Source organism: Pandoraea sp. XY-2, from assembly GCF_004193915.1.
In the GTDB taxonomy this organism is placed as follows: Bacteria; Pseudomonadota; Gammaproteobacteria; order Burkholderiales; family Burkholderiaceae; genus Pandoraea; species Pandoraea cepalis.
Genome location: NZ_CP030849.1, coordinates 2114481 through 2137843, shown reverse-complemented (window position 1 = coordinate 2137843; position 23363 = coordinate 2114481). Strand labels below are relative to the sequence as shown.

Genomic DNA, 23363 nt, shown 5'->3' with positions numbered 1-23363 from the left:
CAAACACCCGGGCAGCATGTTCGTTTGCGCGGCTTTTTTAAGATTACTCACACGTCACCTCTTGTCCGGCTTTCGCAAGTGGGCCAGACATACGCACCTACTCACAGAGATTGGCATCCTCGTATTTTCTACGTATTGCGACGATTGGTCGGTGAGCACTAGGATTCGATGAAGGCACTCATGACTTGAAGCGGCTGTCGAGCTCCGCCTGCACGAGAATGCGCACTGGCCAGCTTCAGGATCTCATCGGCTTTACGCAGTTCCTTGGCTTCGTACTCAAGCGTCTTGATTTGCTGCTGTTGAGCAACGCTCGCGCCGCCGCGCCACTCCGTATCGCGCTCGTGCGGTAAACGCAGTTCAACAAAGTCTGCGGCATGCGACCGATCTTGACAGCGATCGACCCGACAACTGCCCGCTGAGACAGATGATCGCGGCGCGCTTCTCTGACCATGCGACCTTCCGAGTAAAACTTAACTGATTTCCTCTGAACTTCATTCTCTCAAAAGGTAGAGTCTCCTAAAAACCCGGGGCGGTTCATATTGCCAATAAATTTATTAAATTCCTCAATGAAAAGCGTTGCAAACTCCGCCACTTCATTGTTGACGCACCTATTTTCCGTATCGTGGCGCAGCCTAAAGAAGCGCCACGGCGCTTGTCAATCATGATGAATCACAACGGCTTTACCTTTCGCCGTGAGGTGCGTTCCCTATTCACTCTGGCGTGGCCATTGGTTGGCAGCAATCTGCTGATCTCGGCGATGCATTTCATCGACGTCATAATGGCAGGACGTATCAGCGGCCTCGACCTGGCGGCCGTTGGTATCGGCAGCAATGTCTGGCTCTTATTGTTCCTGGCCTCACAAGGCGTGCTGACGGCACTGTCGCCACTCGTTTCGCAGCACTACGGTGCAGGAAATCATGACGAGATTGGTCGTTATGTCCGCCACGGACTGTTGCTGGCCTTGCCTCTATCTCTGCTCATATTGGCGGCCCTGCAGTTTCTAACGGCGCCCTTGTTGGTGGCGATGGGAATTGACCCCGCTCTGCGTGAGATGGGAGAGCGCTTTGTGCACGCGATCTCTTGGGGCGCGCCAGCCGTCTGTTGTTTTCTCGTCTTTCGCTTCGTGTTGGAAGGAATGGGCTTGACCCGTCTGATTCTCGGCATCTCCGTCGTAGGGTTGCTGTTCAATGTCGCAGGCAATGTCGTCTTTATGTATGGTTATCTGGGCGCGCCCGCACTGGGAGGCGTAGGTTGTGGCGTCGCCAGTGCTCTGTCGATGTGGTTGATGCTGTTGCTGATGTTGGGCTATATCCTCGGCTCGCGCCGCTTTGTACTGTTGCGGCGCGCGCCGACTGCCAGGCCGTGGCCGCTGGCGGTGCTGGAGATTCTCCGCTTGGGCTTGCCGATTTCTGGCACGGTCCTGGCCGAGAATGGATTTTTCATCGCGGTAACCCTGATGATGGGCACCGTCTCGATTAGCGCAGTGGCCGCGCATCAGATTGCGATGAACTACACCTCGATCATGTACATGATCCCGATGGCGCTCGGGCAGCAATTTCGGTGCGGGTGGGGCATGCAGTGGGTGAGGGTAACCTGAGCGAAGCGCGCTGGCGGGGCGTCTGCGGGATCCTAGTCTGTTTCGCCGTCATGACCGTGTCGGCCCTGTTCTTACTGATCTTTCATCGGCAGATTGCCCTGCTGTATTCGGCCGATCACAAGATCGCCGCGCTTGCCGCTTCACTGTTGCTGATCGCTACCGCCTTCCAGCTGTCGGACGGATTGCAGGTTGCATGCGGTGGCGCCCTGCGCGGCTTCAAGGATACCCGCCGGCCTTTACTGATTTGCATCGTTGCCTACTGGCTGATTGGTTTTCCGCTCGCCTGGCGCGCTGCGCATCGGCCAGATGCGGCGGCGCAGCAGGTTTGGTGGGGATTCGTCATCGGTCTAACCGTAGCTGCGCTACTGATGCTCGCCCGCTACCTACTCCTTTCCCGGCATCTGGCACGAGCCCCTTCACGGCGGTTGGCCGCGAAGGGAGGAACCGCATGAGCGCGGACCTATTGCTGAAACTGCCGGCTGAGGCTGGCCGGGAGCACATCTGCATTCTGCAGTTGAACCGTCCTGAACGAGCCAATGCTTACAACACCGCATTACTGGAATCCCTGTTGGCCGCCCTGCAGGAAATTAAGTCCCAGCCGGCCCTACGCGCCTTGTTGATCTGCGGCGCGGGCGAGCGCTCTTTCTGCTCCGGAGCCGATCGCGAAGAGTTGAAGGGACGGTGTTTCAAGGATGGTATCGAGCTGCTTAGCCGCGTTGTCTTCGATCAGCTTGCTGAATTGCCTATTCCTACAGTGGCATGCATTAACGGCGCCGCTATCGGCGGCGGGCTGGAACTGGCGCTTGCCTGCGATCTGCGAGTTTGCAGCCCAGGCGCCATCTTTGCTCTGCCGGAATTGAGTCTGGGATTGACGCCGGCAGCGGGCGGCATACGGCGCCTGCCGACCCTGATCGGCTTGGGCGAGCCAAGGAAATGATCCTGTTCCAGCATCGCCTCGACGCATTTCAGGCTTGGAATTGGGGGCTGGTGGCCTATGAGGGCGAGGATTATCGCAGCTACGCCATGGCGCTGACCGAGCAGGCGGCGGCGGTCGATCCAATGGCACTGCGCTTGGCCAAAAAGTTGCTGAGCGCGGAAACGCATTCCATGCAGCGCGAGTTTGAAGCTTTTACACAAGCGTTTTTATATGAACAGAACTTTCGAAGGGTGAATTCATGAATGCGGGAAGCATGCACGCTGAAGGTCCTCGGTTGTTGAGTGTCGCCACGGAAAATCCTGGGAAAAGGTACCGCCAAGAAGAACTGGTCGAATTGTTTGGTGTTACGGACAGAAAGATATCGAAGCTGTTTTCCAGTACCCATGTCTCTTCTCGCTTTCTCAACCTGGGAGAGCCCAATGAGAGCGGCCGCCTTGCCGATGAAAGCGGCCTAGAACTCGCTCGCAAGCACCGCGAGCAAGCCATTGTGGCTGGCCGAGCGGCAATCGCGCGCGCACTGGAGCGTGCCGGCCTGCAAGCGACCGACATCGACTATATCGTTTGTGTTACCTCGACCGGCTTCCTGTGTCCCGGCCTGTCGGCTCATCTGATCAAGGCCGCCGGCCTGCGCAGCGACGTGCACCGCCTGGACGTGGTCGGCATGGGCTGCAACGCCGGTCTGAACGGAATGCAGCCGCTGGTCAATTTCTGCCGCCTGCACCCGGGCAGCCGCAGCTTGCTGGTCTGCGCGGAAATCTGCTCTGCCTCGTACGTCTTCGACATGAGCATGCGCACAGCGGTCGTCAATTCCCTGTTCGGCGACGGTGTTGCGGCAGCCGTGTTCGGCTACCAGGGGGCAGACGTCTCGCGCACCGCGCCGGAGATTCTTGGCTTCACTTCGCACATGATGCAAGAGCATATTGACGCCATGCGCTTCGATTACGAAGAAGGAAAATATTCGTTCTACCTCGACCGTGACGTCCCGTATGTCATCGGCAACAACGTTGAGCAACCTATCAGGGCTCTGCTAAGCAGATTCGGATTGAAGCTGCATGACATCAAGCATTGGATCATCCATTCCGGCGGCCGCAAGGTGATCGATGCGATCAAGTTTAATCTGGGCCTTTCCTCGCATGCAATGCGGCATACGGAAGCTGTGCTGAAAGACCTGGGCAATCTGTCTTCTGGCTCCTTCCTGTTTTCCCACCAGCGCCTGATTGAGGAAGACGTGGCTCAACGTGGCGAATATGCCGTGATGATGACGATGGGACCCGGCGCCACCATCGAATGCTGCTTGGCCCGCTTCTAAGCGCCCAGAAGTCTGCGGCATCTCTCTCCCTGCTCGGCGGGACAGGCAGTTGCACCTAAACAGCAGAGCTAAATCACGAAAGGTATCCGGATGAAGACACGTAATCTGTTCAGGAACAATGAGAAGATGGTCAGCATCGGCAACCCATTCTGGGACGAGGCGGAACGCCACGGTTTGGCCGGAATTGTGGGCGAGTTGCGCAACAACCGCCTACATACTCCTGATGGGCATAGCTTCACCAATTTCAGTTGCTGCTCCTATCTCGACCTCGACCAGCATCCGAAAATCATAGATGGGGCGATCGAGGCCCTTCGCCGCTTTGGCGTACTCGATCATTGCATTACGCGCGCGCGCGTCCAGATCCCGGCATTGATTGAGCTTGAAACGTCTCTGTCCGAGCTGTTCCGCTCGCAAATCGTCACCGCAATTTCGGCCAGCGTTGCGACCTCGGGCGTGCTTCCACTGATCGCCTCCGGTCACCTGACCGGTGGCCGCAAGCCAGTGATGGTCTTTGACAAGAATTGCCATGTCTCCATGCTGCACACCAAGCCCATCTGTGCCGACGAAACACAAGTCGAAACCTGCCCCCACCATGACCTGCAGTTCATTGAGGATGCCTGCAAGAAGTACGGCACCGTCTCCTATGTTTGCGATGGTGCCGACAGCTTGGGGGCTACGCGCCAGTAGAGGAGTTGACCAAACTGCAGCAGAAATACGATCTGCATATTTATTACGACGACAGCCATTCGCTGTCGGCCTATGGGGAGCGCGGCGTCGGCTATGTGCGATCCCATTTGCAGGAACTGGATGGTCGCACGATTGTGGTCGCCACGCTCAATAAGGCTTTTGGCGCTAGCGGGGCGGCCATCATGTTGGGCCAGCGCAGCCAGCAGGAGTTGCGCATCATAGACCGCTACGCCGGTGCCATCGGCTATTCCCAGCCGATGAATACGGCCGCCGTCGGTGCCTGCCTAGCGTCGGCTGACATCCATCGGACGCCGGAACTGGGACAACTGCAGCAAAAGCTGGCGGCGAACATCGCATTGTTTGACGAGCTGCGGCCGACGCCGCAAGCCGGATCCAGTTTCCCGATTCGTCTTGTTAGCGTGCCTGATACGGACGTGGTCCAGTGCGCGATCGAACTGTACGAAGCTGGCTACTACGTGTCTCCGGTCTTCTTCCCGGTCGTAGCACGCGGCACGGCCGGCCTACGCGTGATGATGCGCGCGGGCCAGACGTGCGACGAAATCACGGATCTGGTGCGCATCATCAATTGCGTGCCGGTCGAGGCTGCGGCTGTGGTGCAAGCGGGTTGACCACACTCTGACTGCGCATGGAAGGGAACGCATATGCACACTGAAATCAAGACCAATTTGGCCTGGAGCGCCGCGCAACTGAGCAGCGATCCGGCCTGGGTACACAGGTTGACGGCCGAAGAGCTGGCCGAACTGAATGGCGCCCTAGCGCGGGCGATGAACAGCGATAAGCCGCTGGAGCAAATGCACGCAAAGGACCTCCCTCTGGATACATTAGCCGTCACCTTGCATCGCCTAGGAGTCGAGCTAGAAAATGGGCGCGGCGCGGTGCGAGTGGATGGCTTGCCCTCGCGGCAATACAGTGAAAAAGAGATGCGCTGCCTTTTCTGGGGCCTGTCTCAATACTTGGGCGACTGCGTATCGCAGTCCGATGCCGGCGAACTGATGATGAGTATCAAGGATGCCGGCGGCGAGCCGGATGATCCCGAAGTGCGTGGCGTGCATAGTCGTGGCGCCTTGCAATACCATACCGACCTGTGCGATGTGGTCGGCATGCTGTCTCTGCATACTGCCGCCGAGGGTGGCGAGTCCCTGCTGCTTAGCAGCATCGCAGTGCACGATGAGATTCTGCGCACCCGTCCCGATCTTTTGGACGTGCTATATCGTCCCTTTTGCTACGCTAAACCGAAGTGGGATGCGCCCGGTGAACGGTTACTGGAGATGCGCCCCATTTTCGCCGTGCATGACGGCCGCTTTGTCAGCACCTATCTGCGCGATTTTATCGACTGGGCACAAGACGATCCGCGCGCGCCGCGGCTGCAGCCTGCCCAGATCGAGGCGCTCGATTACCTCGATGCTGTGTGCAACGATCCGCGCTTCAGCTATTCCTTCGTGTTGGAACCGGGGCAGATGCTTTTCTTCAATTCTTTCGTGACCTACCACTCGCGACGCTCCTTCCGAAACAATGTGGATCCCGCTCAGCACCGCAATTTGCTGCGGCTCTGGCTGTCAGTGCCCAACAGCAGGGAATTGCCGGAGACTTACCGATCTTCTTACGGCGCGGTCGACTCCGGCGCTTTGCGTGGTGGCATTCACCCCGATACTGGCTCCGGGCAACGCGTGGCGCACAATGAGCTGCTTGGAGCGCCAGCATGAGCGACCGGCTGGCGGGCAAAAAGGCCATCGTCACTGGTGGTTCGAACGGCATTGGGTTGGCTATCGCCTGCGCTTTCGTGCATGAAGGTGCAGATCTACTCGTGACTGCCTATCAGCATGGCGAGGGCGCGCAGGTGCTTGCAATGGAAGCGGCACTGCAAGGACGGCGGTCGAGTGGATTCGTTTGGCCTGTCAAGATGACGATGCAGTAGAACAGTTGTTCGCGGCAGCCGATTCGCTGCTGGGGCCGGCGGATATCCTGGTCAACAATGTTGGCGTCGTCGCGGAAACCCCCTTCTTAGAGCATTCTCAAGAAGACTACGACCACACGTTCCGGATCAACAGTCGCTTCCCCTTCTTTACGACGCAGCGCTTTGCGCGCGCAAATATCCAGCGCAAGGCTGGCGGTAGCGTCATCAACATTGCCTCAGTCAGCGCCTACAAGGCGATCAGCCGACTTAGTTCCTACCAGTGCAGTAAGGCCGCGCTGGCGATGCTGAGTAAGAGCGCCGCGCTGGAGTTGGCTCAGTACGGCATCCGCGTTAATACCCTGTCGCCGGGCTTGACCGCTACAAATGGCAATGCCCACCAATGGCGCGACAAGCCGGAACTGTGGCGCGAGCGCTCCAAGGAACTGCCGCTGGGTCGCACCGGCGTGCCGGAGGACATGACTGGCGCGGCGCTCTTCCTTGCTTCTGAGGAATCGTCGTGGATGACCGGTGGCCATATCGTTATCGATGGGGGCGACAGCGCCGCCTGAAGATTCGCCGCCCGCTCAATTTAATCGATGTGAGGAAATCTTTCATGCTGAAACTAGTGGCTGATCGAAATAAGCAAGATGCGCTGGATAGCATCAGCCGCATGCCTGGCGTCGCCTTGGTTGATTGTCAGGCTGCGGACGCTGACGGGATGCAGAACGCCGCTTTTCTGGCCCGTCTGGAAGGGGTGCTCTGCCGCATTGAGGCTGACGCGGGCTGCCGCCTAATCGTTTTTCAAGGTCTGGGGCTGACGCGTCAAGATGACGCCCTCAGCTTGCCGAACCTGCACTTATATAGCAAACGCGAACAATTGCTGAAGCGCTTTCGCGGGTTGGCTCCGCTCAGCGTAGCGCTGGTGGATGGCGCGTGCAGCGGAACCCATTTCGAGATCGCTTTGTGTGCGGACGCTTGCCTAGCCAGTGACGAGAGCAGTTTCGCCGTGCCAGAACTGGCTCAGGGTTACCTGCCGGGTATTAGCATGTTCCGCCTCGCTATGCAAATCGGCTTGCGTCCGGCACGTAAGTTGATGCTGCTGAATGGCTCGTTTGGCGCCCATGACGCCTTGGCGCAGGGTCTAGTAGACGCCGTCTGCCCGGTGGCAGAGTTTCCGCAGCATCTGGCCTCCATCATCGCGCGTACTGCGACGAATGGCCGGGTCGCTACGCAAATGAGCCGACGTTTGCTGGAGGAGTCTTATTCCACCCCCTACGAGGACAGCATTGGTCATTTCTTGGCAGCCCAGCACCGGTGCTACGCCAAGTTGACTGAGACGGACCAGTAATTCCTGGACATGGAACTTGCATGGATACTTCCTATATCAACACCTCGCTGCTGAAGTTCAATCCGCAGGCCGACGACCCCAGCTTTGGTAGCGATGTCGTGATTCTCGATCTCGAAGATTCGGTTCATGCACGGCACAAGGAACACGCGCGCAACATGTTGGCGACGCTTGACCTCAGGCCGTTGTTGGCAACCGGCATACGATTCGGTATCCGAATCAACAGTCTGATGTCGTTGACTGGATTGCAGGACTTGTGCGCGCTGATCGAATTTCTGCGCGAAATGCCCACCAGCGTCGCTTTCGTTCAGTTGCCAAAAGTTGAGTCGGACTTTGAAGTCACGCTGTGCCGCTCGATATTGAACGAGAATGCATTGGCGATCCATATCATTCCCATCATTGAGACACCCAAGGGAGTGGAGCATTTGGAACAGATCGCCGCACTTAGCGACGCCATGATGTTTGGACGGGTTGATATGACTGCATCCATGTACCGCAGCAACGCCACCTATCTCGCCTATGCGCGCGGCAGGTTCTGCGCGGCTTGCGCCCAGCACGGAATTTCGGCCATCGACACCGCGAACTTTGAAAGCAGTGCCGACATCATGGACCTGACGGCGTTCGAACTGGATTGCCGAGAAGGCCGAGCCGAGGGCTTCACCGCTCGCGCGGTTGTGCATCCTGCCCAAGTGGCCATCGTCAAACGCGTCTTTGCTATGCCGGAAGAAGAGTTGCAGACCTACCGCAGCGCCATCGCCGCCTATGCCGATGCGCAGACGGGATTTTCCATCGTCAACGGCAGCATCATCGCCCCACCCTTCGTGGCGCGCGCGCACAAAATGTTGCGGTTGTATCAGCGCCTCCAAGGAGAACAGGCATGCACGGGGCATTGAACCGCCCCACCGCCGGCCCGGCCTGTCTGGACTATGTAGCGCTCAGTGCCGTCGGAGATATCGCCGAACTTGCGCACAACATGCGCACAGCGTACGCGGTCGGGCTGGAGGGCGTGACTGTTCCTCTGCGCAGCAGCATCCAGCGCGATGAGCCTTTCTTCGCCTTCGATACGATGCCAGCTTATAGCGAGACTCACCAGCTATTTGTCGCCAAGCTTGGTACCGTCATTCCTCAGCGCAATCCGGAGTTGAAGAGTGTCCATGCGCTAGTGGCCGCTTTTTCAGCGAGCAGCGGGCGACTGATTGGCATCTTCGATGGTGATGCCGTCACCCATCTGAAATGCGCAGCCGTTGCGGCCTTTGTCACAGACCTGTGTGCGCCGCGCAACGCCAGCGTTCTGGGATTGATCGGTAGTGGCGTGCAGGCATCGTCGCAATTGCGCGCGGCGACGACTGTGCGTCCCATTGAACAGGTCAACATCTATTCACGCAATGCCAAGAGGGTGGCCGCTTTCGTGCGTGAGCATCAGCCGCGATTCCCGGAAATTCATCTGAACGCATGCAGTAGTGCGGAAGAGGCGGCGCAAGATGCGGACATCATCAGCACCGCGACCACGGCGACGGTCCCCTTACTGGCCGCGTCCGTCTTGAAGCGCGCCGGCGGCCTGCACATTAATTGCTTCGGCAATCACACGCCGGCTTCGCGTGAAATCCCGGTCGAGGTGCTGGCTCACGATTCCATCGTCATCGTAGAAGATATGCAGACGGCGTTGAAGGAGGCGGGCGAAGTGCATCGCAGCGCGTATTCGCTGGAACGGCTGAGCACCTTGGACCCTGCTCAACTGCAACTGCAACGAACCGTGTTTTCTTCCACTGGTCATGCCTTCCTCGATTTGCTGGCAGTCGATCACTTTATCAGGAAGCTGGGGCTACTAGGGACGTAGCACTCGTCTTATGGAGTTGAGAGAAAAATGAGTAGGGAGATGAAACAAGTGGCACCAAATGTCTTCCGTGCCAGCTATGGCCGCTACTTCGAGGATTTCGAGATAGGGCACGTGTACCAGCATCGTCCCGGTAGGTCGATTACCGAGGCCGACAATATCTGGTTTAGTCTACTGACGATGAATACCCACCCGCTGCACTTCGATAACGAGTATGGCAAAGCGACCGAGTTCGGCCGCACCATAATCGCCAGTGGCTTCACCGTATCGGTCCTGGGCGGCATGAGCGTTAGCGATATCAGCCAAAAAGCTATCGCAAATCTGGGCTGGACCGATATCCGCATGCCGGCACCGCTGTTTGCTGGCGACACCCTGTACGGCGAGAGTGAAGTATTGTTCAAGCGCGATTCAAACTCGCGACCACACGCCGGCATCGTTGAGGTCAAAACGACTGGAAAGAATCAGCATGGCGTGGTGGTCTGCGAGTATCGTAGAACGGTCTTGGTGCCCAAACGCGGCCACGCTGTTGACGACAAGATGGATTATTAAACGATGGCTCTTGATGCCGACGACACGTTGCGCGACATGCCGGCCCTGGGCGACTGGCTGCTGAGCGCGCCGGTGCCAGCTCTGGAATGGCATACTGGTCAGAGCGAACAACTGCGGCAGTGGTGTGAAGAGGGGCTGAACTTGCTGCTGGCGGCCTTGCCGCCCCGCTCCGTATGGGGCGATGGCGAACGCCGGCTGGTAAGACTGTTTCGCGAAGCCGTAGCGGATGCCCGCGCAGCCCTTGTTGCAGTTCACGGGGAAGGTATCTATAGCCTGCTGACTCGAGACTTCAGCGATTCTCCGCGAATAGATGCTTTAGTGACGCTGGCAGCGACGCAAGTCCCCGGTCTGTTGCCGACGCCAGCGCAGCTAAGTGAGGACGCGGCGCTGGTATTGAACGACAAATTGGGACATGAGTTGAGCGTCGGCCTGGTGCTGGCGCAGTGGCTGGCCCAACCACGCGTCGGCCGGCATCTGATGGCGTCGATGCGACTGCCGCTGCCCGAGGCGCATGAAATACTGCCGGCTTACCAAGCTGGCAGCGAGTTGGAGCTTGGCTTGGTGCGCCTGCAGCGACGTGGTCGACAGGGCTACCTGAGCCTATGCAACCCGCGCTATCTGAACGCCGAAGACGATGATGTGGTGCGTGCCATGGAGTTGGCCATCGACGTGGTGCTGCTGGATGGCGGGACCGAACTCGGAGTGCTGCGCGGCGGGATTATGCTGCACCAGAAGTATCGAGGCCGCCGTGTGTTCTGCTCGGGCGTCAATCTGACCAAGCTATATTCGGGGCAATTGCCCTTCCTGTTCTATATCGAACGCGAATTGGGCTTGGTGAGCAAACTGCATCGCGGGCTGTGGGGCGGCGGCTCGCCATGGGCGGATGCCCCGGACCTGGGACTGGAAAAGCCCTGGGTGGCGGCGGTGGACGGACATGCCATAGGTGGCGGCTGCCAGCTACTGTTAGTCTGCGACCACGTCATAGCGGAATCATCGGCGTTCATTTCTTTGCCGGCGCGTTCCGAAGGCTTCATTCCCGGTGTCGCCAATCTGCGCCTGCCGCAGTACGTCGGACGACGCTTGGCAAACCGCCTGATCTACCGGAACCATAAGGTGGCTGTGGACAGTATCGAAGGCAGGCTGCTGGTTGATGAAGTGGTGGGCGCGGCCGATATGGATGTGGCGATCGACCGCATTGCCGCAGAGATCGTCGACCTCGGCTCGCGCGGCATTGTTAGCAATCGCAAGGCATTTCGTCATGCGACCGAGCCACTGGACCAGTTCCGCGGCTATCTGGCGACTTTTTGCCGCGAGCAGGCGCGCTGCATGTATGGCACCGAGATCATTCGTAACCTTGAACAGTTCTGGACGCGACGCAATCGGTCATGATGGGCAAGACGCGCTATGAAAACGCCGATTAAAAGCTTCGCGCGAGATTTTCGGCGATGTTCACGGCAAAATTCGATGCCAAAGTGAAGTGCAGCCAGTTCGAAGGGGGCGTAAAAGCGTTTCAAATACAGCAGTTCACACCCATGACGGACGACTCTTATGCGCTGAAAGTAGCCCGTTTCGCGCAATCACCAGATTCGCCAGGGCGAACAGACTGAACAGTTGCACCTCAGTTCATCTAGGAGCAGCAAACGCCAGAACTTCAGCAGCGTGGTCGCATCCAGCACGTTCTCAACACTCAGATCGATTCCGGAAAACGATCGCATCGTGGTGCTGTCGTACAGCGCGTCTGCCCGCTTCGGATAGTACGGCTCAATTGCAGTGAACATTCGCGGCCACGGCACGAGCTACCCCATCTCGTCCAGGAAACGCTGACGCCGGGTCATTCGCTTCTTGTCTGCGCCGTCCGCTTCCACATCGCCGATTTGTCGCGCCATCGTCGTGGGCTACTGCTGTACGCCATCGCGACGACCTCTTCGGACACGTCTTCGAGCACCGCTGTGCCCCAAAAAAAGCAGCGTTTCCTGAGATCTGAACGTCAATACTCGTCGAACAGGCTCTGCATGCGCTCGCGCGGCACGCCGGCCTGCAAGGCCAGCATCAGCAAGACACGCGCCTTGAACGGGTGCAGGTTGCCGGCGCTCACAAAACCGTACTGATCGTCGGGTGCCGCACCGTTATGCATCACGTGCCCGCTGCCCACGCGCGCCGCCCGCACGACCGCCACGCCGCGCTGCACGGCCTCCGAGAGCGCCTGTTGCAGCAGCGAATGCAGCGAACCGTTCCCCGTGCCCGCAACCACAATACCTTGCACGCCCGCGTCGACCAGCGCATCGACCGCGATACGCGACACGCCCGCGTAGCTCGACACCACTTCCACGGCCGGCAATTCGCCCGAGAGCCCGACGAACTCGCTCTCGACGGTGTGGTACTGCAACGCCGCGCGTTGATACGCCACGCGTTCGTCCTGCACCCAGCCGAGCACGCCGATCTCCGGCGAGTGGAACGCATCGACCTTATAAGTGCTTGTCTTGATGACGTCGCGCGCGCAATGAATCTGGTTGTTGATGGCGACCATCACGCCGCGTCCGGCCGAAATCGGGTCGGTGGCCACGCGCACGGCGTTGAGCAGGTTGAGCGGGCCGTCGGCCGAGAGCGCCGTCGCGGGGCGCATCGCCGCCGTCAGCACCACCGGCTTGCGACTGTTGACCGTCAGATGCAGGTAGTACGCCGTTTCTTCAAGCGTATCGGTGCCATGGGTAATCACCGCACCGGCCACATCGGGCTGCGAGAGCAACGCATTCACGCGCGCGGCCAGCTTCTGCCAGAGCGCCACGCTCATGTCCTTGCTATCGATCTGCGCGACCTGCTCCGCGTGGATATGCGCAACGCTGCCCAGCGCCGGAACCGCCGCGAGCAAGTCCTGGATACCGAGCGCCCCGGCCTGATAAGCGGCCGTGCGCGTGGCGTCGGACGCGCTGCCCGCGATCGTGCCGCCCGTGGCGAGCAACGCGATGCGCGGCAGATCGCCCGACGACACCGTGTAATGGGGAATCGGGTTGAATGAGGTCGAAGTCATGGCAATGATTGTATCCAATACTGCCCGGCTTCCCAATCGCTGAAAATAGTGATCCCGCCGCGTTGGACGGAATCGTGGCCGGGCCACCCCCGGCCGGCAGCGGCGGGCTTAACGACGCCTCACGACGCCTCACGACGCCTCACGACCCCTGATAGCGCCAGACAACGCCTGTCGCCGCTTACCCATGCGCGCATTCGCCCCGGCACGACGGCGCGTCAGGCCGCGAAGTCGAGCGCTTCTCGCAGTTGCGTCGAGATGTCCTGCTCCTTGAGCGCCGGGGCCAGCATTTCGATGAGGCGGTAGGCATACGAGCGCAGGAACGCACCGCGACGCATGCCGATGCGCGTCGTGCTAGGCTCGAACGCGTTGTCGAGTTCCAGCACCGCCAGATCCTGGTCCTTGCGCGGATCGACGGCCATCGCCGCCACGATTCCTACCCCCAATCCAATCTCGACGTAAGTTTTGATCACGTCCGTATCGAGCGCGGTGAGCACGATGTCCGGCACCAGGCCCTGGTCCGAGAACGCCTTGTCCACATGCGAGCGACCCGTGAAGTCGCCGTCGTAGGTGATGATGGGATAGTCGGCGATATCCGCCAGCGTGACGCGCTCGCACCCGGTGAGCGGGTGATCCTTCGGCACGACGGCGACGTGATGCCAGGAATAGCACGGGAACGTGACGATATCGGGAAAGCGATCGAGCGCCTCGGTCGTGATGCCGATGTCGGCCTCGCCGTCGATCACCATCTGCGCGATCTGACGCGGGCTGCCCTGCCGTAGCGCCAGATGCACCTTTGGATAGACGCTCGTGAATTGCTTGATCACCTGCGGCAGCGCATAGCGCGCCTGCGTGTGGGTCGTTGCCACCACGAGATGGCCGCTGTCCTGATCCGCGAACTGACGCGCCACACGGCGCAGGTTCTCGGCGTCGAGCAACATGCGCTCGATCAGTTGCAGCACGGCCTTGCCAGGCTCGGTAAGTCCCGTGAGCCGTTTGCCGCGACGCACGAAAACATCCACGCCAAGTTCGTCTTCGAGATCCTTGATCTGCTTGCTCACGCCCGACTGCGACGTGTACAGCGCACTGGCGGCTTCCGTCAGGTTGAGGTTCTGCCGAACGGCTTCGCGCACGTAGCGCAATTGCTGAAAATTCATGAGGGGACTCCACCCTGGTGCTTATCGTTTCGTGACGTCTTGGTCATGACGTCTTCGTCGTAACGTCTTCTTCGATCGTCGATCATGTCTTTCGGGTTGACGACACGGCTTGCGCGGGTTCGCCCCGTCGATGCGCCGTTCGGCTCACGCCGGCGCGGCAAACACCCGCAACTGACGCGGCACCGCCCGCAGCGGCGCACCACTTTGCGCGCCAAGCGCCTGCCAGCCCGAGCGGGTCAGTTCCGCCTCCCACACCGCCCCGCCCGGCGCGGCAAGTTCCACGCGCACCGTGCCGCCCAGCGGAATCGCCCGGCGCACGGCCACGTCGATCCCAGGCCCGCCGTCGTGCGCCGGCAGCAGCGCGAGATCGTGTGGGCGCACGTACGCCATCGCACGACCGTCCTGCGGCGCGGCAGGCAGATCGTCCTTGTGCACCGTCACGCGAAATGTCCCCCCGCCGGCACCGACATCGGCAATGAAGTCGTGCGTGCGCAACTCGCCCGGCAGACGGTTCACGGCGCCGAGAAACTCATAGACGAACGGGCTGCGCGGCGTGTCGTACACGTCCTGCGGCGCGCCGATCTGTTCGACCTTGCCACGATTCATCAGCACGATACGGTCGGCCACTTCGAGCGCCTCTTCCTGATCGTGCGTGACGAAGATCGTGGTGATGTGCAGCTCGTCGTGCAGCCGGCGCAGCCAACTGCGCAACTCCTTGCGTACCTTGGCGTCGAGCGCCCCGAAAGGTTCGTCGAGCAGCAGCACTTTCGGCTCGACGGCCAGCGCACGCGCCAACGCAATACGCTGACGCTGTCCGCCCGAGAGTTCCGCCGGATAATGATCGGCCAGCCAGTCGAGTTGCACCAGGCTGAGCAGCTCATGCACCTTGGTGCGGATCTGCGCGTCCAAAAGCCGCTCGCGGCGCGACTTCACGCGCAGGCCGAATGCCACATTCTCGAATACGGTCATGTGACGGAAAAGCGCATAGTGCTGGAACACGAAGCCGACCTGACGCTCGCGCGTGCCGACCGTCGCCACGTCTTCGCCGTTGAGCACCACGCGACCGGCGTCGGCGAACTCCAGCCCCGCGACGATCCGCAGCAGCGTGGTCTTGCCGCAGCCGGACGGCCCAAGCAGCGCGACCAGCTCGCCGGTGGGGAATTCGAGCGTGACGTCGTCGAGTGCCGCGAAATCGCCGAAACGTTTCGACACCTGTTGTACCTGAATGCTCATTGTCTTGCTCCTCGAAGCGATATCGGCTCAAGCCTGCACGGCGTCTTCGCGACGCGCGGCCTTGTCCTGCGCCAGCTTGCGCTCAGCCCACAGCTTCAGCGCCAGCGTGGCGAGCGCGAGCAACGCGAGAATCGACGCCGCCGCAAATGCGCCCACCGTGTGGTAGTCGTTGTACTCAATTTCCACGTGCAGCGGCAGCGTGTTCGTCTCGCCGCGAATATGCCCGGAGACGACCGACACGGCACCGAACTCGCCCATGGCCCGTGCATTGCAAAGGATCACGCCGTATAGCAGGCCCCATTTGATTTTCGGCAGCGTCACGCGCGTGAAGACCTGCCAGCCGCTGGCCCCCAGCACGCGCGCCGCCTCCTCCTCTTCGCTGCCCTGCGCCTGCATGAGCGGAATCAGTTCGCGCGCGACGAACGGGAACGTGACGAACACCGTCGCGAGTATCAGTCCGGGCAGCGCGAACACGATCTTCAGGTTGTGTGCGTCGAGAAAGTCCCACAGCGGTCCCTGACGGCCGAAGATCAGCAGGAACGTGATGCCCGCGATCACCGGCGAGACCGAAAACGGCAGGTCGATGAGTGTCGTGAGTACGCTCTTGCCCTTGAAGTCGAAACGCGCAATCGCCCACGACGCCGCCACACCGAACACCAGGTTGAGCGGCACGGCGATGACCGCGATCAGCAGCGTGAGACGAAGGGCTGACAGCGCGTCGTCGTTCGTCAACCCAACCCAGTACGCGACGAAGCCTTTGCCCAGCGCGGTGACGAAGACCGACGCGAGCGGCAAGAGCAGAAACAAGGCGAAGAACAACAACGCCACGGCAATGAGTGCGGCCTTGACGAACGCAGGCTCGTCGGTCGGATCGGCCCGGCGGACCTGGGACGGTTGCAGCAAGGCCGGCGACAGTGCAAGTGAATCGGACATGATCGAAACGTTTTCCTGAATCACGCGCCACTGGCGCGCCGGCCCGTATGACGGCGTTGCAGCCACCATTGCAGGGTATTGATCAACAGCAGCAACACGAACGAGATCACCAGCATCACCACGGCCAGCGCCGCGGCGCCCGCATAGTCGTACTGCTCGAGCTTGGTGACGATCAGCAGCGACGTGATTTCCGAGACCATCGGAATGTTGCCGGCAATGAAGATAACCGAGCCGTACTCCCCCACCGCGCGCGCAAAAGCCAGCGCAAAACCGGTCAGCAGCGCGGGCAGCACCGCCGGGAGAATCACGTGACGCAGTGTCTGCCAACGGGTTGCGCCCAGGCACGCGGCGGCCTCTTCCTGTTCGCGTTCGAATGCCTCGAGCACCGGTTGGAGCGTGCGCACGACGAACGGCAGTCCGATGAAGGTCAGCGCCACGAAGATGCCCAACGGCGTAAAGGCAATCTTGATATCGAGCGGCGCGAACCAGCGTCCGATCCAGCCGTTCGGCGCGTAGATCGCGGCCAGCACGATCCCCGCGACCGACGTCGGCAAGGCAAATGGCAGGTCGATCAGCGCATCAACGAAACGCTTGCCGGGGAACCTGTAGCGCACGAGCACCCAGGCCAGCACGAAACCGAACACCGCGTTGAGAATGGCCGCCGCGAGCGAGAGGCCAAACGTGAGGCGGTAAGAGGCCAGCACGCGCGGCGAACTCACGGCGGCGACAAAACTCGCCCAATCGAGCGAGCTGGCCTTGATGAACACCATCAGCAACGGCACCAGCACCACAAGGCTCAGATAGGCGACGGTGTAGCCCATCGTCAGGCCAAAGCCCGGCAAGGCGCTCGGCTTGCGCCAGAGAGGAAACAGTGCGGTACTCATGCGTGCGTCCCTTTGTCTTCCGAGATTCCGGGGTTACTTCTTGGTGTAGATCTGGTCGAAGATGCCGCCGTCGGCAAAGTGCTTGGCCTGCGTCTTCGTCCACCCGCCCAGGTCGGCGTCGACTGTGTAGAGCTTGAGCTTCGGATACTGCGACGCATACTTCCTGACGATCTCCGGCGAGCGCGGGCGGTAGAAGTGCTTTGCGGCAATCTCCTGCCCTTGCGGCGAATACAGCCATTGCAGATACGCTTCGGCGGCCTTGCGGGTTCCGTGCTTGTCGACGTTCTTGTCGACGACGGCGACTGGCGGCTCCGTGAGAATCGATGACGACGGCACGACGATGTCGAACTTGTCCGGACCGAGATCCTTCACCGAAAGCAGCGCCTCGTTTTCCCAGGCAATCAGCACGTCACCGATGCCGCGCTCGACGAAGGTGGTGGTGGCACCTCGCGCGCCGGAATCGAGCACCCCCACGTTGTGGTAGAGCGCCGCGACAAAGGCCTTCGCGGTCTGCTCGTTTCCGCCCGGTTGCTTGAGTGCGTAGAGCCACGCGGCGAGATAATTCCAGCGGGCACCGGCCGACGTCTTCGGGTTCGGCGTAACAACGCTGATGCCCGGCTTAATGAGATCGTTCCAGTCCTTGATCTGCTTTGGGTTGCCCTTACGCACGAGCAACACGATGGTCGACGTGTACGGCGTGGCGTTGTCGGGCAGGCGCTTCTGCCAATCCTTGTTCACGAGACCGGCCTGCGCCAGTTCGTCGATGTCGGCAGAAATGCCGAGCGTCACGACGTCGGCCGGTGCGCCGTCGAGTACGGTGCGGGCCTGCTTGCCCGAGCCGCCGTGCGAGGCCTTGAGCGTCACCGTGTCGCCAGTGGTCTGCTTGTAGTGCGCCTCGAATGCCTTGTTGTAGTCGGCATACAACTCACGCGTCGGGTCGTACGACACGTTGAGTAGCGAAAGACTTGCGGCCTGTGCCTGAATCGACAGGCCGGCGGTCAGTGCCAGCCCTCCCAGTGCGGCACCCAGACGCCTGGCTCTCCATCCCCATATGGCTTGGCTCATGACTTGCACTCCCTCTCGTTTTTCATCTGTAGGAGGCCAGTCTATGGGGACGTCTAAATAATTAAAAATAATCTTTAAGCGATTGTTTATATCGAATCATGGATTAGCGCGTTCGCGCCGGCGGGGGATCCTGCGGGAATGCAACGTTTCACGCGCGGGACAGCAACTTCATGCAGTCCATGAAGTTTTCCCTTGCGTTTTTGCAAACACTGTACAAAAATACAGCCACCTGTGCTTCCATACAGTGATGCCATGATCAAACTTACTGCTCGCCAACAGCAGGTCTACGAACTGGTCCGACAAGCGATCGAGCGCACCGGCTTTCCGCCGACGCGTGCCGAGATCGCCGCCGAACTCGGCTTCTCTTCCGCCAATGCCGCGGAGGAGCACCTGCGGGCGCTGGCGCGCAAAGGGGTGATCGAACTGGCCGCCGGCCAATCGCGCGGCATCCGCCTCAAGCGGCTCGACGAAGCGGGCGGCATGCATCAGTTCACCTTGCCGCATATGGGCCTGATGCAACTGTCGCTGCCGCTCGTCGGGCGCGTTGCCGCAGGTAGCCCGATCCTGGCGCAGGAACATATCGAACGCAACTTTCAGTGCGACCCGAACATGTTCGCGCGCCAGCCCGATTACCTGCTGAAGGTGCGCGGTATGTCCATGCGCGACGCGGGCATTCTCGATGGCGATCTGTTGGCGGTACAAAAAGCCGCTGACGCGCGCGAGGGCCAGATTGTCGTGGCACGCATTGGCGACGATGTGACCGTCAAACGTTTTCACCGTGTGCCCGGCGGCGTCGAGTTGATCGCCGAAAACCCCGACTTCGAGAACATCGATGTCAATGAAGGCAGCGGCGACTTTGCGCTGGAAGGGATTGCGGTCGGCCTGATCCGCAACAACGACCTCTAGACGCAACCCCGGGTGCTGCGCCGCGTCTCGATAACGCAGCGCCCCACTCACTGAAGATTTGCATTTCCGACTGCGCCGGGCTGGGTCCGGCGCCCGTGCCCTGCTGTGCCCACGATTCGCGAAGGTCGTGGCAGGACGCGCCCCTCAGACCCACATTGGAGGAAGGATCGCATCATGGCTCGACTCTTTGGTTTGCTGCGTACGTCTTTTGGTCAACCCCGCGTGCGCGTGCCGTCGCAGACGCGGCTGTCTGCGGTGTACGGTCTCTCGGCCCTGTCCGGCCCGTTTGCCGCCGCCCCGGCCATCGCACGCTCCTACACCGTGCCTGCGCGCTCGCGCTCCACCGCCCTGCCCCGCACACTCGCCGCCGCCGTGGCATCGGCGACGCGTCGCGCATGCCCCACCGCAAAAGCGGTCAAGGCATCGCGCAGCGTGCGCGATGTTCAGCAACGCGACGCGCAAACCGGGCACGAGGTACGCGTCTATCGCGACATGTCGCACATCGTCATGGTCGGCAGCATCGCCGACATCTGCCGCAAACTCGATCTGGCCGTTGGCGATCAGTTCTGTCAGGCTGCGGTATAAGCCCTCGGGCCAGCGCTACCCTCCACGGCGCAACGGGCTTATCGCCCGAGTTCGCGCAGTGGATGGTCCGCGCCAAGCCGATCGCCATCGAAGAATCGCGCGATGTCGGCAGATGTGACCGCTTCGATGCTGGCGTGCTGCCAGCGCGGCGCATGATCCTTGTCGACGACCATCGCGCGAATGCCTTCAATGCCCTCCGCCCCGGTACGGCCGTCAAGATTGAAGACGCAGCGCATCATCAGCCACTCCTCGCGCAACTCGTCGGCGAGCGACAGCCTGCGTGCGCGGCGCACCTGTTCCAGCGTGACGCAAACCATCAGCGGCGAGCGCTTGGCGCGCAACAGATCTTCCGTCTCCTGCGCCCAGCCAGCGAATTCGCAGCTCGCTTCACGCTTGAGCGACGCCAGGATCGCCGGCAGATCCGGCAGACCGAAGTGATGGTCGATCACGTCGCGCAGCGGCGCAAGTTTGGCCGGGGCCAGTCCGGCGGGCGGCACGCTTTGCCGGGCGAACGCGCGCGCCGCGTCGAGTACCGCGTCACTGCCCGGCCAATCGCCGCTCGCCAGCCGTTCACAGAGCACTGGTAATTCGGTACGCGGCACCACCGCGTCGGCCAGACCGATTTCGCATGCGTCAACGGCACCGAACACCACGCCCGTCGTGCCAAGGTACTCGCCAAGATGACCGGCAAGATTCGCGAGAAAGCGTCCGCCGCCCACATCGGGAAACAGTCCGATGGCCGTCTCGGGCATCGCCATGCGCGTGGCTTCCGTGACCAGTCGCAACGCCGCCCCCTGCGAGATGCCCATGCCGCCGCCCATCACCACGCCGTCCATCAGCGCGATATAGGGCTTCGGGTAGGTGGCGATCGTGTAGTTCAGCGTGTACTCGTCAGTGAAGAAATCCATGATGTCGGTGCGCCCCGCGCTCACCGCCTCGTGGAAATAGCGAATGTCGCCGCCCGCGCACAAACCCTTCTCCCCCTCGCCCCGCAGGACGACGGCGAGCACGTGCGGATCGTCGCGCCATGCATCGAGGGCCGAGGTGATCGCGCGAATCATGTCGTGCGAGAGCGCGTTGAGCGCCTTCGGTCGGGTCAGCGTGATGAAGCCGATGCGGCCGCGGATATCGGTGCTAACAAATTCGGTCATGTCTGGCGAATGCTTCAAGAACGTCAAGGGAACGGACAATAAAAAAGCCGGTGCGAGGCACCGGCTTTCTTTCCAACAGATTGGCATCGGCACGTAACAGAAGATTCTCCGCTACGCCGCGACACCCTCGCCGGCTTTACTTCTCTTCGCGCGACGCGCGCTTGCGCTCATGTTCCTTGAGGTAGCGCTTGCGCAGGCGAATCGTCTGCGGCGTGACTTCGACCAGTTCGTCGTCGTCGATGAATTCCACGGCGTATTCGAGGCTCATCGAGATCGGCGGCACCAGACGCACGGCTTCGTCGGTGCCCGACGCGCGCACGTTCGTGAGCTGCTTACCCTTGATCGGGTTGACCACTAGGTCGTTGTCACGGCTATGGATACCGATGATCATGCCTTCGTACAGGGCGTCGCCCGGCGACACGAACATGCGGCCGCGATCCTGCAGCTTCCACAGCGCGTAGGCCACGGCAGCGCCGTCGTCCTGAGAGATCAGAACGCCATTGCGACGCTCGCCCAGTGTGCCATCCTTGAGCGGTGCGTAAGCATCGAAAATGTGGCTCATCAGGCCCGTGCCGCGGGTCATCGACAGGAAGTCGCCCTGGAAGCCGATCAAGCCACGCGCCGGAATGCGGTACTCGAGACGCGTACGGCCACGGCCGTCCGACACCATGTCCAGCATTTCGCCCTTGCGGCGGCCGATTTCTTCCATGACCGCGCCCTGGTGATCGTCTTCCAGGTCGATGGTCAGCATTTCGTACGGCTCATGCTTCACGCCGTCGATTTCCTTGAGCACCACGCGCGGACGCGACACGGCCAGTTCGTAGCCTTCGCGACGCATGTTCTCGATGAGAATCGTCAGGTGCAGTTCGCCACGGCCCGACACTTCGAAGACGGAATCTTCGGCGGTGTCTTTCACGCGCAGCGCCACGTTGTGGTTGAGTTCCTTGTGCAGACGGTCGCGAATTTGACGGCTCGTCACGAACTTGCCTTCACGGCCGGCCAGCGGTGACGTGTTCACGCAGAAGTTCATGGTCAGCGTCGGCTCGTCCACCGTCAGCAGCGGCAAGGCTTCCGGCGTGTCAACGTCGCAAATCGTTGCGCCGATACCCACGTCTTCAATCCCGTTGATCAGCACGATGTCGCCGGCTTCCGCGCCGTCCGACATCACACGCTCCAGACCGCGGAACGTCAGCACCTGATTGATCTTGCGCTTGAGGACTTCGCCCTCCGGACCGAAGCGCATCACCACTTGCTGGCCCGGCTTGATGCGACCGCGCGTAATACGGCCGATACCGATACGGCCAACGAATGTCGAGTAGTCGAGCGAGCTGATCTGCAGTTGCAGCGGGGCGTCGACATCGGCTTCGCGGACCGGCACGTGTTCAAGAATCGCGTCGAACAGCGGGCGCATCGTGCCTTCGCGAACATCGGAGTCGAGGCTCGCGAAACCGTTCAGGGCCGACGCGTAGACGACCGGGAAGTCGAGCTGCTCGTCGGTGGCACCCAGCTTGTCCATCAGGTCGAACGTCTGGTTGATCACCCAATCCGGACGCGCGCCCGGACGGTCGATCTTGTTGACCACGACGATCGGCTTCAGACCGAGGCCGAGGGCCTTGCGGGTCACGAAGCGCGTTTGCGGCATCGGGCCTTCGACGGCGTCGACGAGCAACAGCACACTGTCGACCATCGAAAGCACACGCTCCACTTCACCGCCGAAGTCCGCGTGTCCCGGCGTGTCGACGATGTTGATGTGCGTGCCTTCGTATTCGACGGCGCAGTTTTTGGCGAGGATCGTGATGCCGCGCTCTTTTTCAATGTCGTTCGAGTCCATCACGCGTTCAGCAACTTGCTGGTTTTCGCGGAAGGTGCCCGACTGGCGCAGCAGTTGGTCGACGAGCGTGGTTTTGCCGTGGTCGACGTGCGCGATGATGGCGATGTTACGGAGAGCGCGGGTCATGAAGAGGTGCTCGAAAAAAGCCTTTGGAGAATCCGCGATTCTACCACTTGCGCGTGTCTCACGTCATGGTCTTTCTGCGATGCAACAATGGCCTCCTCCGTGGGAACGTCAACTACGCCGCATTCGCCGAGTTGCAACTCCCCTGCCACACCCCCGCAGACCTCCACGTCGCACAGCAATTTAGAGCCTAGCCTCCAATTTCTATCGAAATATTTGCCTAGTCAACTATTGCATGGCCTTGAAATTAATTAAGTAACCGCTATAATCGTGACAAGTCAACTATTGCAGCAGCAC

Annotated in this window: 26 protein-coding genes and 1 pseudogene; 18 read left to right on the top strand and 9 right to left on the bottom strand. The window is 60.7% G+C overall.

Translation table 11 applies throughout. From position 1 onward, the window contains the following. The first annotated feature begins 218 nt into the window (after positions 1 to 218). The 16 genes from DRB87_RS23935 to DRB87_RS09720 all read left to right on the top strand — a co-directional run bounded on the left by DRB87_RS23935 (position 219) and on the right by DRB87_RS09720 (position 11562). The gene (locus tag DRB87_RS23935; protein WP_255501470.1) at positions 219 to 350 is read left to right on the top strand and encodes a hypothetical protein; all 132 of its coding nucleotides are present in this window, start codon (positions 219 to 221) and stop codon (positions 348 to 350) included. A 311-nt stretch (positions 351 to 661) separates the two neighbouring features. Next, entirely contained in the window at positions 662 to 1597 is a 936-nt protein-coding gene (locus tag DRB87_RS09785) for an MATE family efflux transporter (protein WP_130025758.1), read from the top strand. Continuing rightward, a complete protein-coding gene (locus DRB87_RS09780; protein ID WP_370363822.1) occupies positions 1561 to 2049 on the top strand; it encodes an MATE family efflux transporter in 489 nt (162 codons plus the stop codon). Before DRB87_RS09785 ends, DRB87_RS09780 begins: the two co-directional genes overlap by 37 nt. Next, positions 2046 to 2534, top strand: coding sequence for an enoyl-CoA hydratase/isomerase family protein (locus DRB87_RS09775; RefSeq protein WP_165385268.1), 489 nt, complete (start codon positions 2046 to 2048; stop codon positions 2532 to 2534). The genes DRB87_RS09780 and DRB87_RS09775 overlap by 4 nt, the downstream gene beginning before the upstream one ends. Next, a complete protein-coding gene (locus DRB87_RS09770) occupies positions 2531 to 2776 on the top strand; it encodes a hypothetical protein (protein ID WP_130025756.1) in 246 nt (81 codons plus the stop codon). Before DRB87_RS09775 ends, DRB87_RS09770 begins: the two co-directional genes overlap by 4 nt. After that, entirely contained in the window at positions 2773 to 3843 is a 1071-nt protein-coding gene (gene dpgA, locus DRB87_RS09765) for a 3,5-dihydroxyphenylacetyl-CoA synthase DpgA (RefSeq protein ID WP_206100084.1), read from the top strand. Before DRB87_RS09770 ends, dpgA begins: the two co-directional genes overlap by 4 nt. 90 nt (positions 3844 to 3933) lie before the next feature. Continuing rightward, positions 3934 to 4530, top strand: a complete 597-nt coding sequence (locus tag DRB87_RS23250) for a hypothetical protein (RefSeq protein WP_206100083.1) — start codon at positions 3934 to 3936, stop codon at positions 4528 to 4530. Between the two features lie 5 nt (positions 4531 to 4535). Beyond that, positions 4536 to 5159: an aminotransferase class I/II-fold pyridoxal phosphate-dependent enzyme gene (locus DRB87_RS23245; RefSeq protein WP_206100082.1), complete on the top strand. Its 624-nt coding sequence runs from the start codon at positions 4536 to 4538 to the stop codon at positions 5157 to 5159. Between the two features lie 33 nt (positions 5160 to 5192). Then, on the top strand, positions 5193 to 6254 hold the full coding sequence (locus DRB87_RS09755; RefSeq protein WP_130025755.1) for a TauD/TfdA family dioxygenase: 1062 nt from the start codon (positions 5193 to 5195) through the stop codon (positions 6252 to 6254). Beyond that, positions 6251 to 6466, top strand: a complete 216-nt coding sequence (locus DRB87_RS23930) for an SDR family NAD(P)-dependent oxidoreductase (protein WP_130025754.1) — start codon at positions 6251 to 6253, stop codon at positions 6464 to 6466. Before DRB87_RS09755 ends, DRB87_RS23930 begins: the two co-directional genes overlap by 4 nt. Continuing rightward, a complete protein-coding gene (locus DRB87_RS09745) occupies positions 6439 to 7014 on the top strand; it encodes an SDR family NAD(P)-dependent oxidoreductase (protein WP_206100081.1) in 576 nt (191 codons plus the stop codon). Before DRB87_RS23930 ends, DRB87_RS09745 begins: the two co-directional genes overlap by 28 nt. Before the next feature lie 44 nt (positions 7015 to 7058). Further along, a complete protein-coding gene (locus DRB87_RS09740; RefSeq protein ID WP_130025752.1) occupies positions 7059 to 7793 on the top strand; it encodes an enoyl-CoA hydratase/isomerase family protein in 735 nt (244 codons plus the stop codon). A 20-nt stretch (positions 7794 to 7813) separates the two neighbouring features. After that, positions 7814 to 8683, top strand: a complete 870-nt coding sequence (locus tag DRB87_RS09735; RefSeq protein ID WP_130025751.1) for a CoA ester lyase — start codon at positions 7814 to 7816, stop codon at positions 8681 to 8683. Then, positions 8668 to 9627: an ornithine cyclodeaminase family protein gene (locus tag DRB87_RS09730; protein WP_130025750.1), complete on the top strand. Its 960-nt coding sequence runs from the start codon at positions 8668 to 8670 to the stop codon at positions 9625 to 9627. The genes DRB87_RS09735 and DRB87_RS09730 overlap by 16 nt, the downstream gene beginning before the upstream one ends. Before the next feature lie 39 nt (positions 9628 to 9666). Further along, positions 9667 to 10173: a MaoC family dehydratase gene (locus DRB87_RS09725; protein ID WP_240756243.1), complete on the top strand. Its 507-nt coding sequence runs from the start codon at positions 9667 to 9669 to the stop codon at positions 10171 to 10173. 3 nt (positions 10174 to 10176) lie between these two features. Further along, on the top strand, positions 10177 to 11562 hold the full coding sequence (locus tag DRB87_RS09720) for an enoyl-CoA hydratase/isomerase family protein (RefSeq protein WP_130025748.1): 1386 nt from the start codon (positions 10177 to 10179) through the stop codon (positions 11560 to 11562). 230 nt (positions 11563 to 11792) lie between these two features. On the opposite strand, the pseudogene DRB87_RS23240 reads toward DRB87_RS09720, so the two are convergent. The 7 genes and pseudogenes from DRB87_RS23240 to DRB87_RS09685 form a co-directional block, all read right to left on the bottom strand. Next, positions 11793 to 12059: pseudogene (locus DRB87_RS23240) on the bottom strand (IS5/IS1182 family transposase); the annotation flags it as partial. 101 nt (positions 12060 to 12160) lie between these two features. Beyond that, a complete protein-coding gene (locus tag DRB87_RS09710; RefSeq protein WP_130025747.1) occupies positions 12161 to 13201 on the bottom strand; it encodes an asparaginase in 1041 nt (346 codons plus the stop codon). Between the two features lie 215 nt (positions 13202 to 13416). Then, positions 13417 to 14355, bottom strand: coding sequence for a CysB family HTH-type transcriptional regulator (locus DRB87_RS09705; RefSeq protein ID WP_130025746.1), 939 nt, complete (start codon positions 14353 to 14355; stop codon positions 13417 to 13419). 144 nt (positions 14356 to 14499) lie between these two features. Next, positions 14500 to 15588 carry a sulfate/molybdate ABC transporter ATP-binding protein gene (locus DRB87_RS09700; RefSeq protein ID WP_130025745.1) on the bottom strand — a complete coding sequence of 363 codons (1089 nt, stop codon included), beginning with the start codon at positions 15586 to 15588 and terminating at the stop codon, positions 14500 to 14502. 27 nt (positions 15589 to 15615) lie between these two features. Continuing rightward, positions 15616 to 16521 carry a sulfate ABC transporter permease subunit CysW gene (gene cysW / locus DRB87_RS09695; RefSeq protein WP_130025744.1) on the bottom strand — a complete coding sequence of 302 codons (906 nt, stop codon included), beginning with the start codon at positions 16519 to 16521 and terminating at the stop codon, positions 15616 to 15618. Between the two features lie 20 nt (positions 16522 to 16541). After that, positions 16542 to 17405 carry a sulfate ABC transporter permease subunit CysT gene (gene cysT, locus DRB87_RS09690; protein ID WP_130025743.1) on the bottom strand — a complete coding sequence of 288 codons (864 nt, stop codon included), beginning with the start codon at positions 17403 to 17405 and terminating at the stop codon, positions 16542 to 16544. Positions 17406 to 17438: 33 nt separating this feature from the next. Then, positions 17439 to 18470, bottom strand: a complete 1032-nt coding sequence (locus DRB87_RS09685; RefSeq protein WP_130025742.1) for a sulfate ABC transporter substrate-binding protein — start codon at positions 18468 to 18470, stop codon at positions 17439 to 17441. A 252-nt stretch (positions 18471 to 18722) separates the two neighbouring features. Here DRB87_RS09685 and lexA point away from each other — a divergent pair, with 252 nt between their 5' ends. Together lexA and DRB87_RS09675 are read left to right on the top strand one after the other, a co-directional pair. Beyond that, entirely contained in the window at positions 18723 to 19376 is a 654-nt protein-coding gene (lexA, locus tag DRB87_RS09680; protein WP_017232301.1) for a transcriptional repressor LexA, read from the top strand. 174 nt (positions 19377 to 19550) lie between these two features. After that, positions 19551 to 19961, top strand: a complete 411-nt coding sequence (locus DRB87_RS09675; RefSeq protein ID WP_130025741.1) for a hypothetical protein — start codon at positions 19551 to 19553, stop codon at positions 19959 to 19961. A 38-nt stretch (positions 19962 to 19999) separates the two neighbouring features. Here DRB87_RS09675 and DRB87_RS09670 read toward each other — a convergent pair whose 3' ends face one another. Both DRB87_RS09670 and typA read right to left on the bottom strand, forming a co-directional pair. Further along, entirely contained in the window at positions 20000 to 21112 is a 1113-nt protein-coding gene (locus DRB87_RS09670; protein ID WP_130025740.1) for an enoyl-CoA hydratase/isomerase family protein, read from the bottom strand. Positions 21113 to 21248: 136 nt separating this feature from the next. After that, the gene (typA, locus tag DRB87_RS09665) at positions 21249 to 23069 is read right to left on the bottom strand and encodes a translational GTPase TypA (RefSeq protein ID WP_017232304.1); all 1821 of its coding nucleotides are present in this window, start codon (positions 23067 to 23069) and stop codon (positions 21249 to 21251) included. Positions 23070 to 23363 lie beyond the last annotated feature (294 nt).

Coding starts and splice junctions, on each gene's coding strand:
- DRB87_RS23935 (WP_255501470.1), top strand. CDS start 219: ATGCGCACTGGCCAGCTTCAGGATCTCATCGGCTTTACGCAGTTCCTT.
- DRB87_RS09785 (WP_130025758.1), top strand. CDS start 662: ATGATGAATCACAACGGCTTTACCTTTCGCCGTGAGGTGCGTTCCCTA.
- DRB87_RS09775 (WP_165385268.1), top strand. CDS start 2,046: ATGAGCGCGGACCTATTGCTGAAACTGCCGGCTGAGGCTGGCCGGGAG.
- DRB87_RS09770 (WP_130025756.1), top strand. CDS start 2,531: ATGATCCTGTTCCAGCATCGCCTCGACGCATTTCAGGCTTGGAATTGG.
- dpgA (WP_206100084.1), top strand. CDS start 2,773: ATGAATGCGGGAAGCATGCACGCTGAAGGTCCTCGGTTGTTGAGTGTC.
- DRB87_RS23250 (WP_206100083.1), top strand. CDS start 3,934: ATGAAGACACGTAATCTGTTCAGGAACAATGAGAAGATGGTCAGCATC.
- DRB87_RS09755 (WP_130025755.1), top strand. CDS start 5,193: ATGCACACTGAAATCAAGACCAATTTGGCCTGGAGCGCCGCGCAACTG.
- DRB87_RS23930 (WP_130025754.1), top strand. CDS start 6,251: ATGAGCGACCGGCTGGCGGGCAAAAAGGCCATCGTCACTGGTGGTTCG.
- DRB87_RS09740 (WP_130025752.1), top strand. CDS start 7,059: ATGCTGAAACTAGTGGCTGATCGAAATAAGCAAGATGCGCTGGATAGC.
- DRB87_RS09735 (WP_130025751.1), top strand. CDS start 7,814: ATGGATACTTCCTATATCAACACCTCGCTGCTGAAGTTCAATCCGCAG.
- DRB87_RS09730 (WP_130025750.1), top strand. CDS start 8,668: ATGCACGGGGCATTGAACCGCCCCACCGCCGGCCCGGCCTGTCTGGAC.
- DRB87_RS09725 (WP_240756243.1), top strand. CDS start 9,667: ATGAAACAAGTGGCACCAAATGTCTTCCGTGCCAGCTATGGCCGCTAC.
- DRB87_RS09720 (WP_130025748.1), top strand. CDS start 10,177: ATGGCTCTTGATGCCGACGACACGTTGCGCGACATGCCGGCCCTGGGC.
- DRB87_RS09710 (WP_130025747.1), bottom strand. CDS start 13,201: ATGACTTCGACCTCATTCAACCCGATTCCCCATTACACGGTGTCGTCG.
- DRB87_RS09705 (WP_130025746.1), bottom strand. CDS start 14,355: ATGAATTTTCAGCAATTGCGCTACGTGCGCGAAGCCGTTCGGCAGAAC.
- DRB87_RS09700 (WP_130025745.1), bottom strand. CDS start 15,588: ATGAGCATTCAGGTACAACAGGTGTCGAAACGTTTCGGCGATTTCGCG.
- cysW (WP_130025744.1), bottom strand. CDS start 16,521: ATGTCCGATTCACTTGCACTGTCGCCGGCCTTGCTGCAACCGTCCCAG.
- cysT (WP_130025743.1), bottom strand. CDS start 17,405: ATGAGTACCGCACTGTTTCCTCTCTGGCGCAAGCCGAGCGCCTTGCCG.
- DRB87_RS09685 (WP_130025742.1), bottom strand. CDS start 18,470: ATGAGCCAAGCCATATGGGGATGGAGAGCCAGGCGTCTGGGTGCCGCA.
- lexA (WP_017232301.1), top strand. CDS start 18,723: ATGATCAAACTTACTGCTCGCCAACAGCAGGTCTACGAACTGGTCCGA.
- DRB87_RS09675 (WP_130025741.1), top strand. CDS start 19,551: ATGGCTCGACTCTTTGGTTTGCTGCGTACGTCTTTTGGTCAACCCCGC.
- DRB87_RS09670 (WP_130025740.1), bottom strand. CDS start 21,112: ATGACCGAATTTGTTAGCACCGATATCCGCGGCCGCATCGGCTTCATC.
- typA (WP_017232304.1), bottom strand. CDS start 23,069: ATGACCCGCGCTCTCCGTAACATCGCCATCATCGCGCACGTCGACCAC.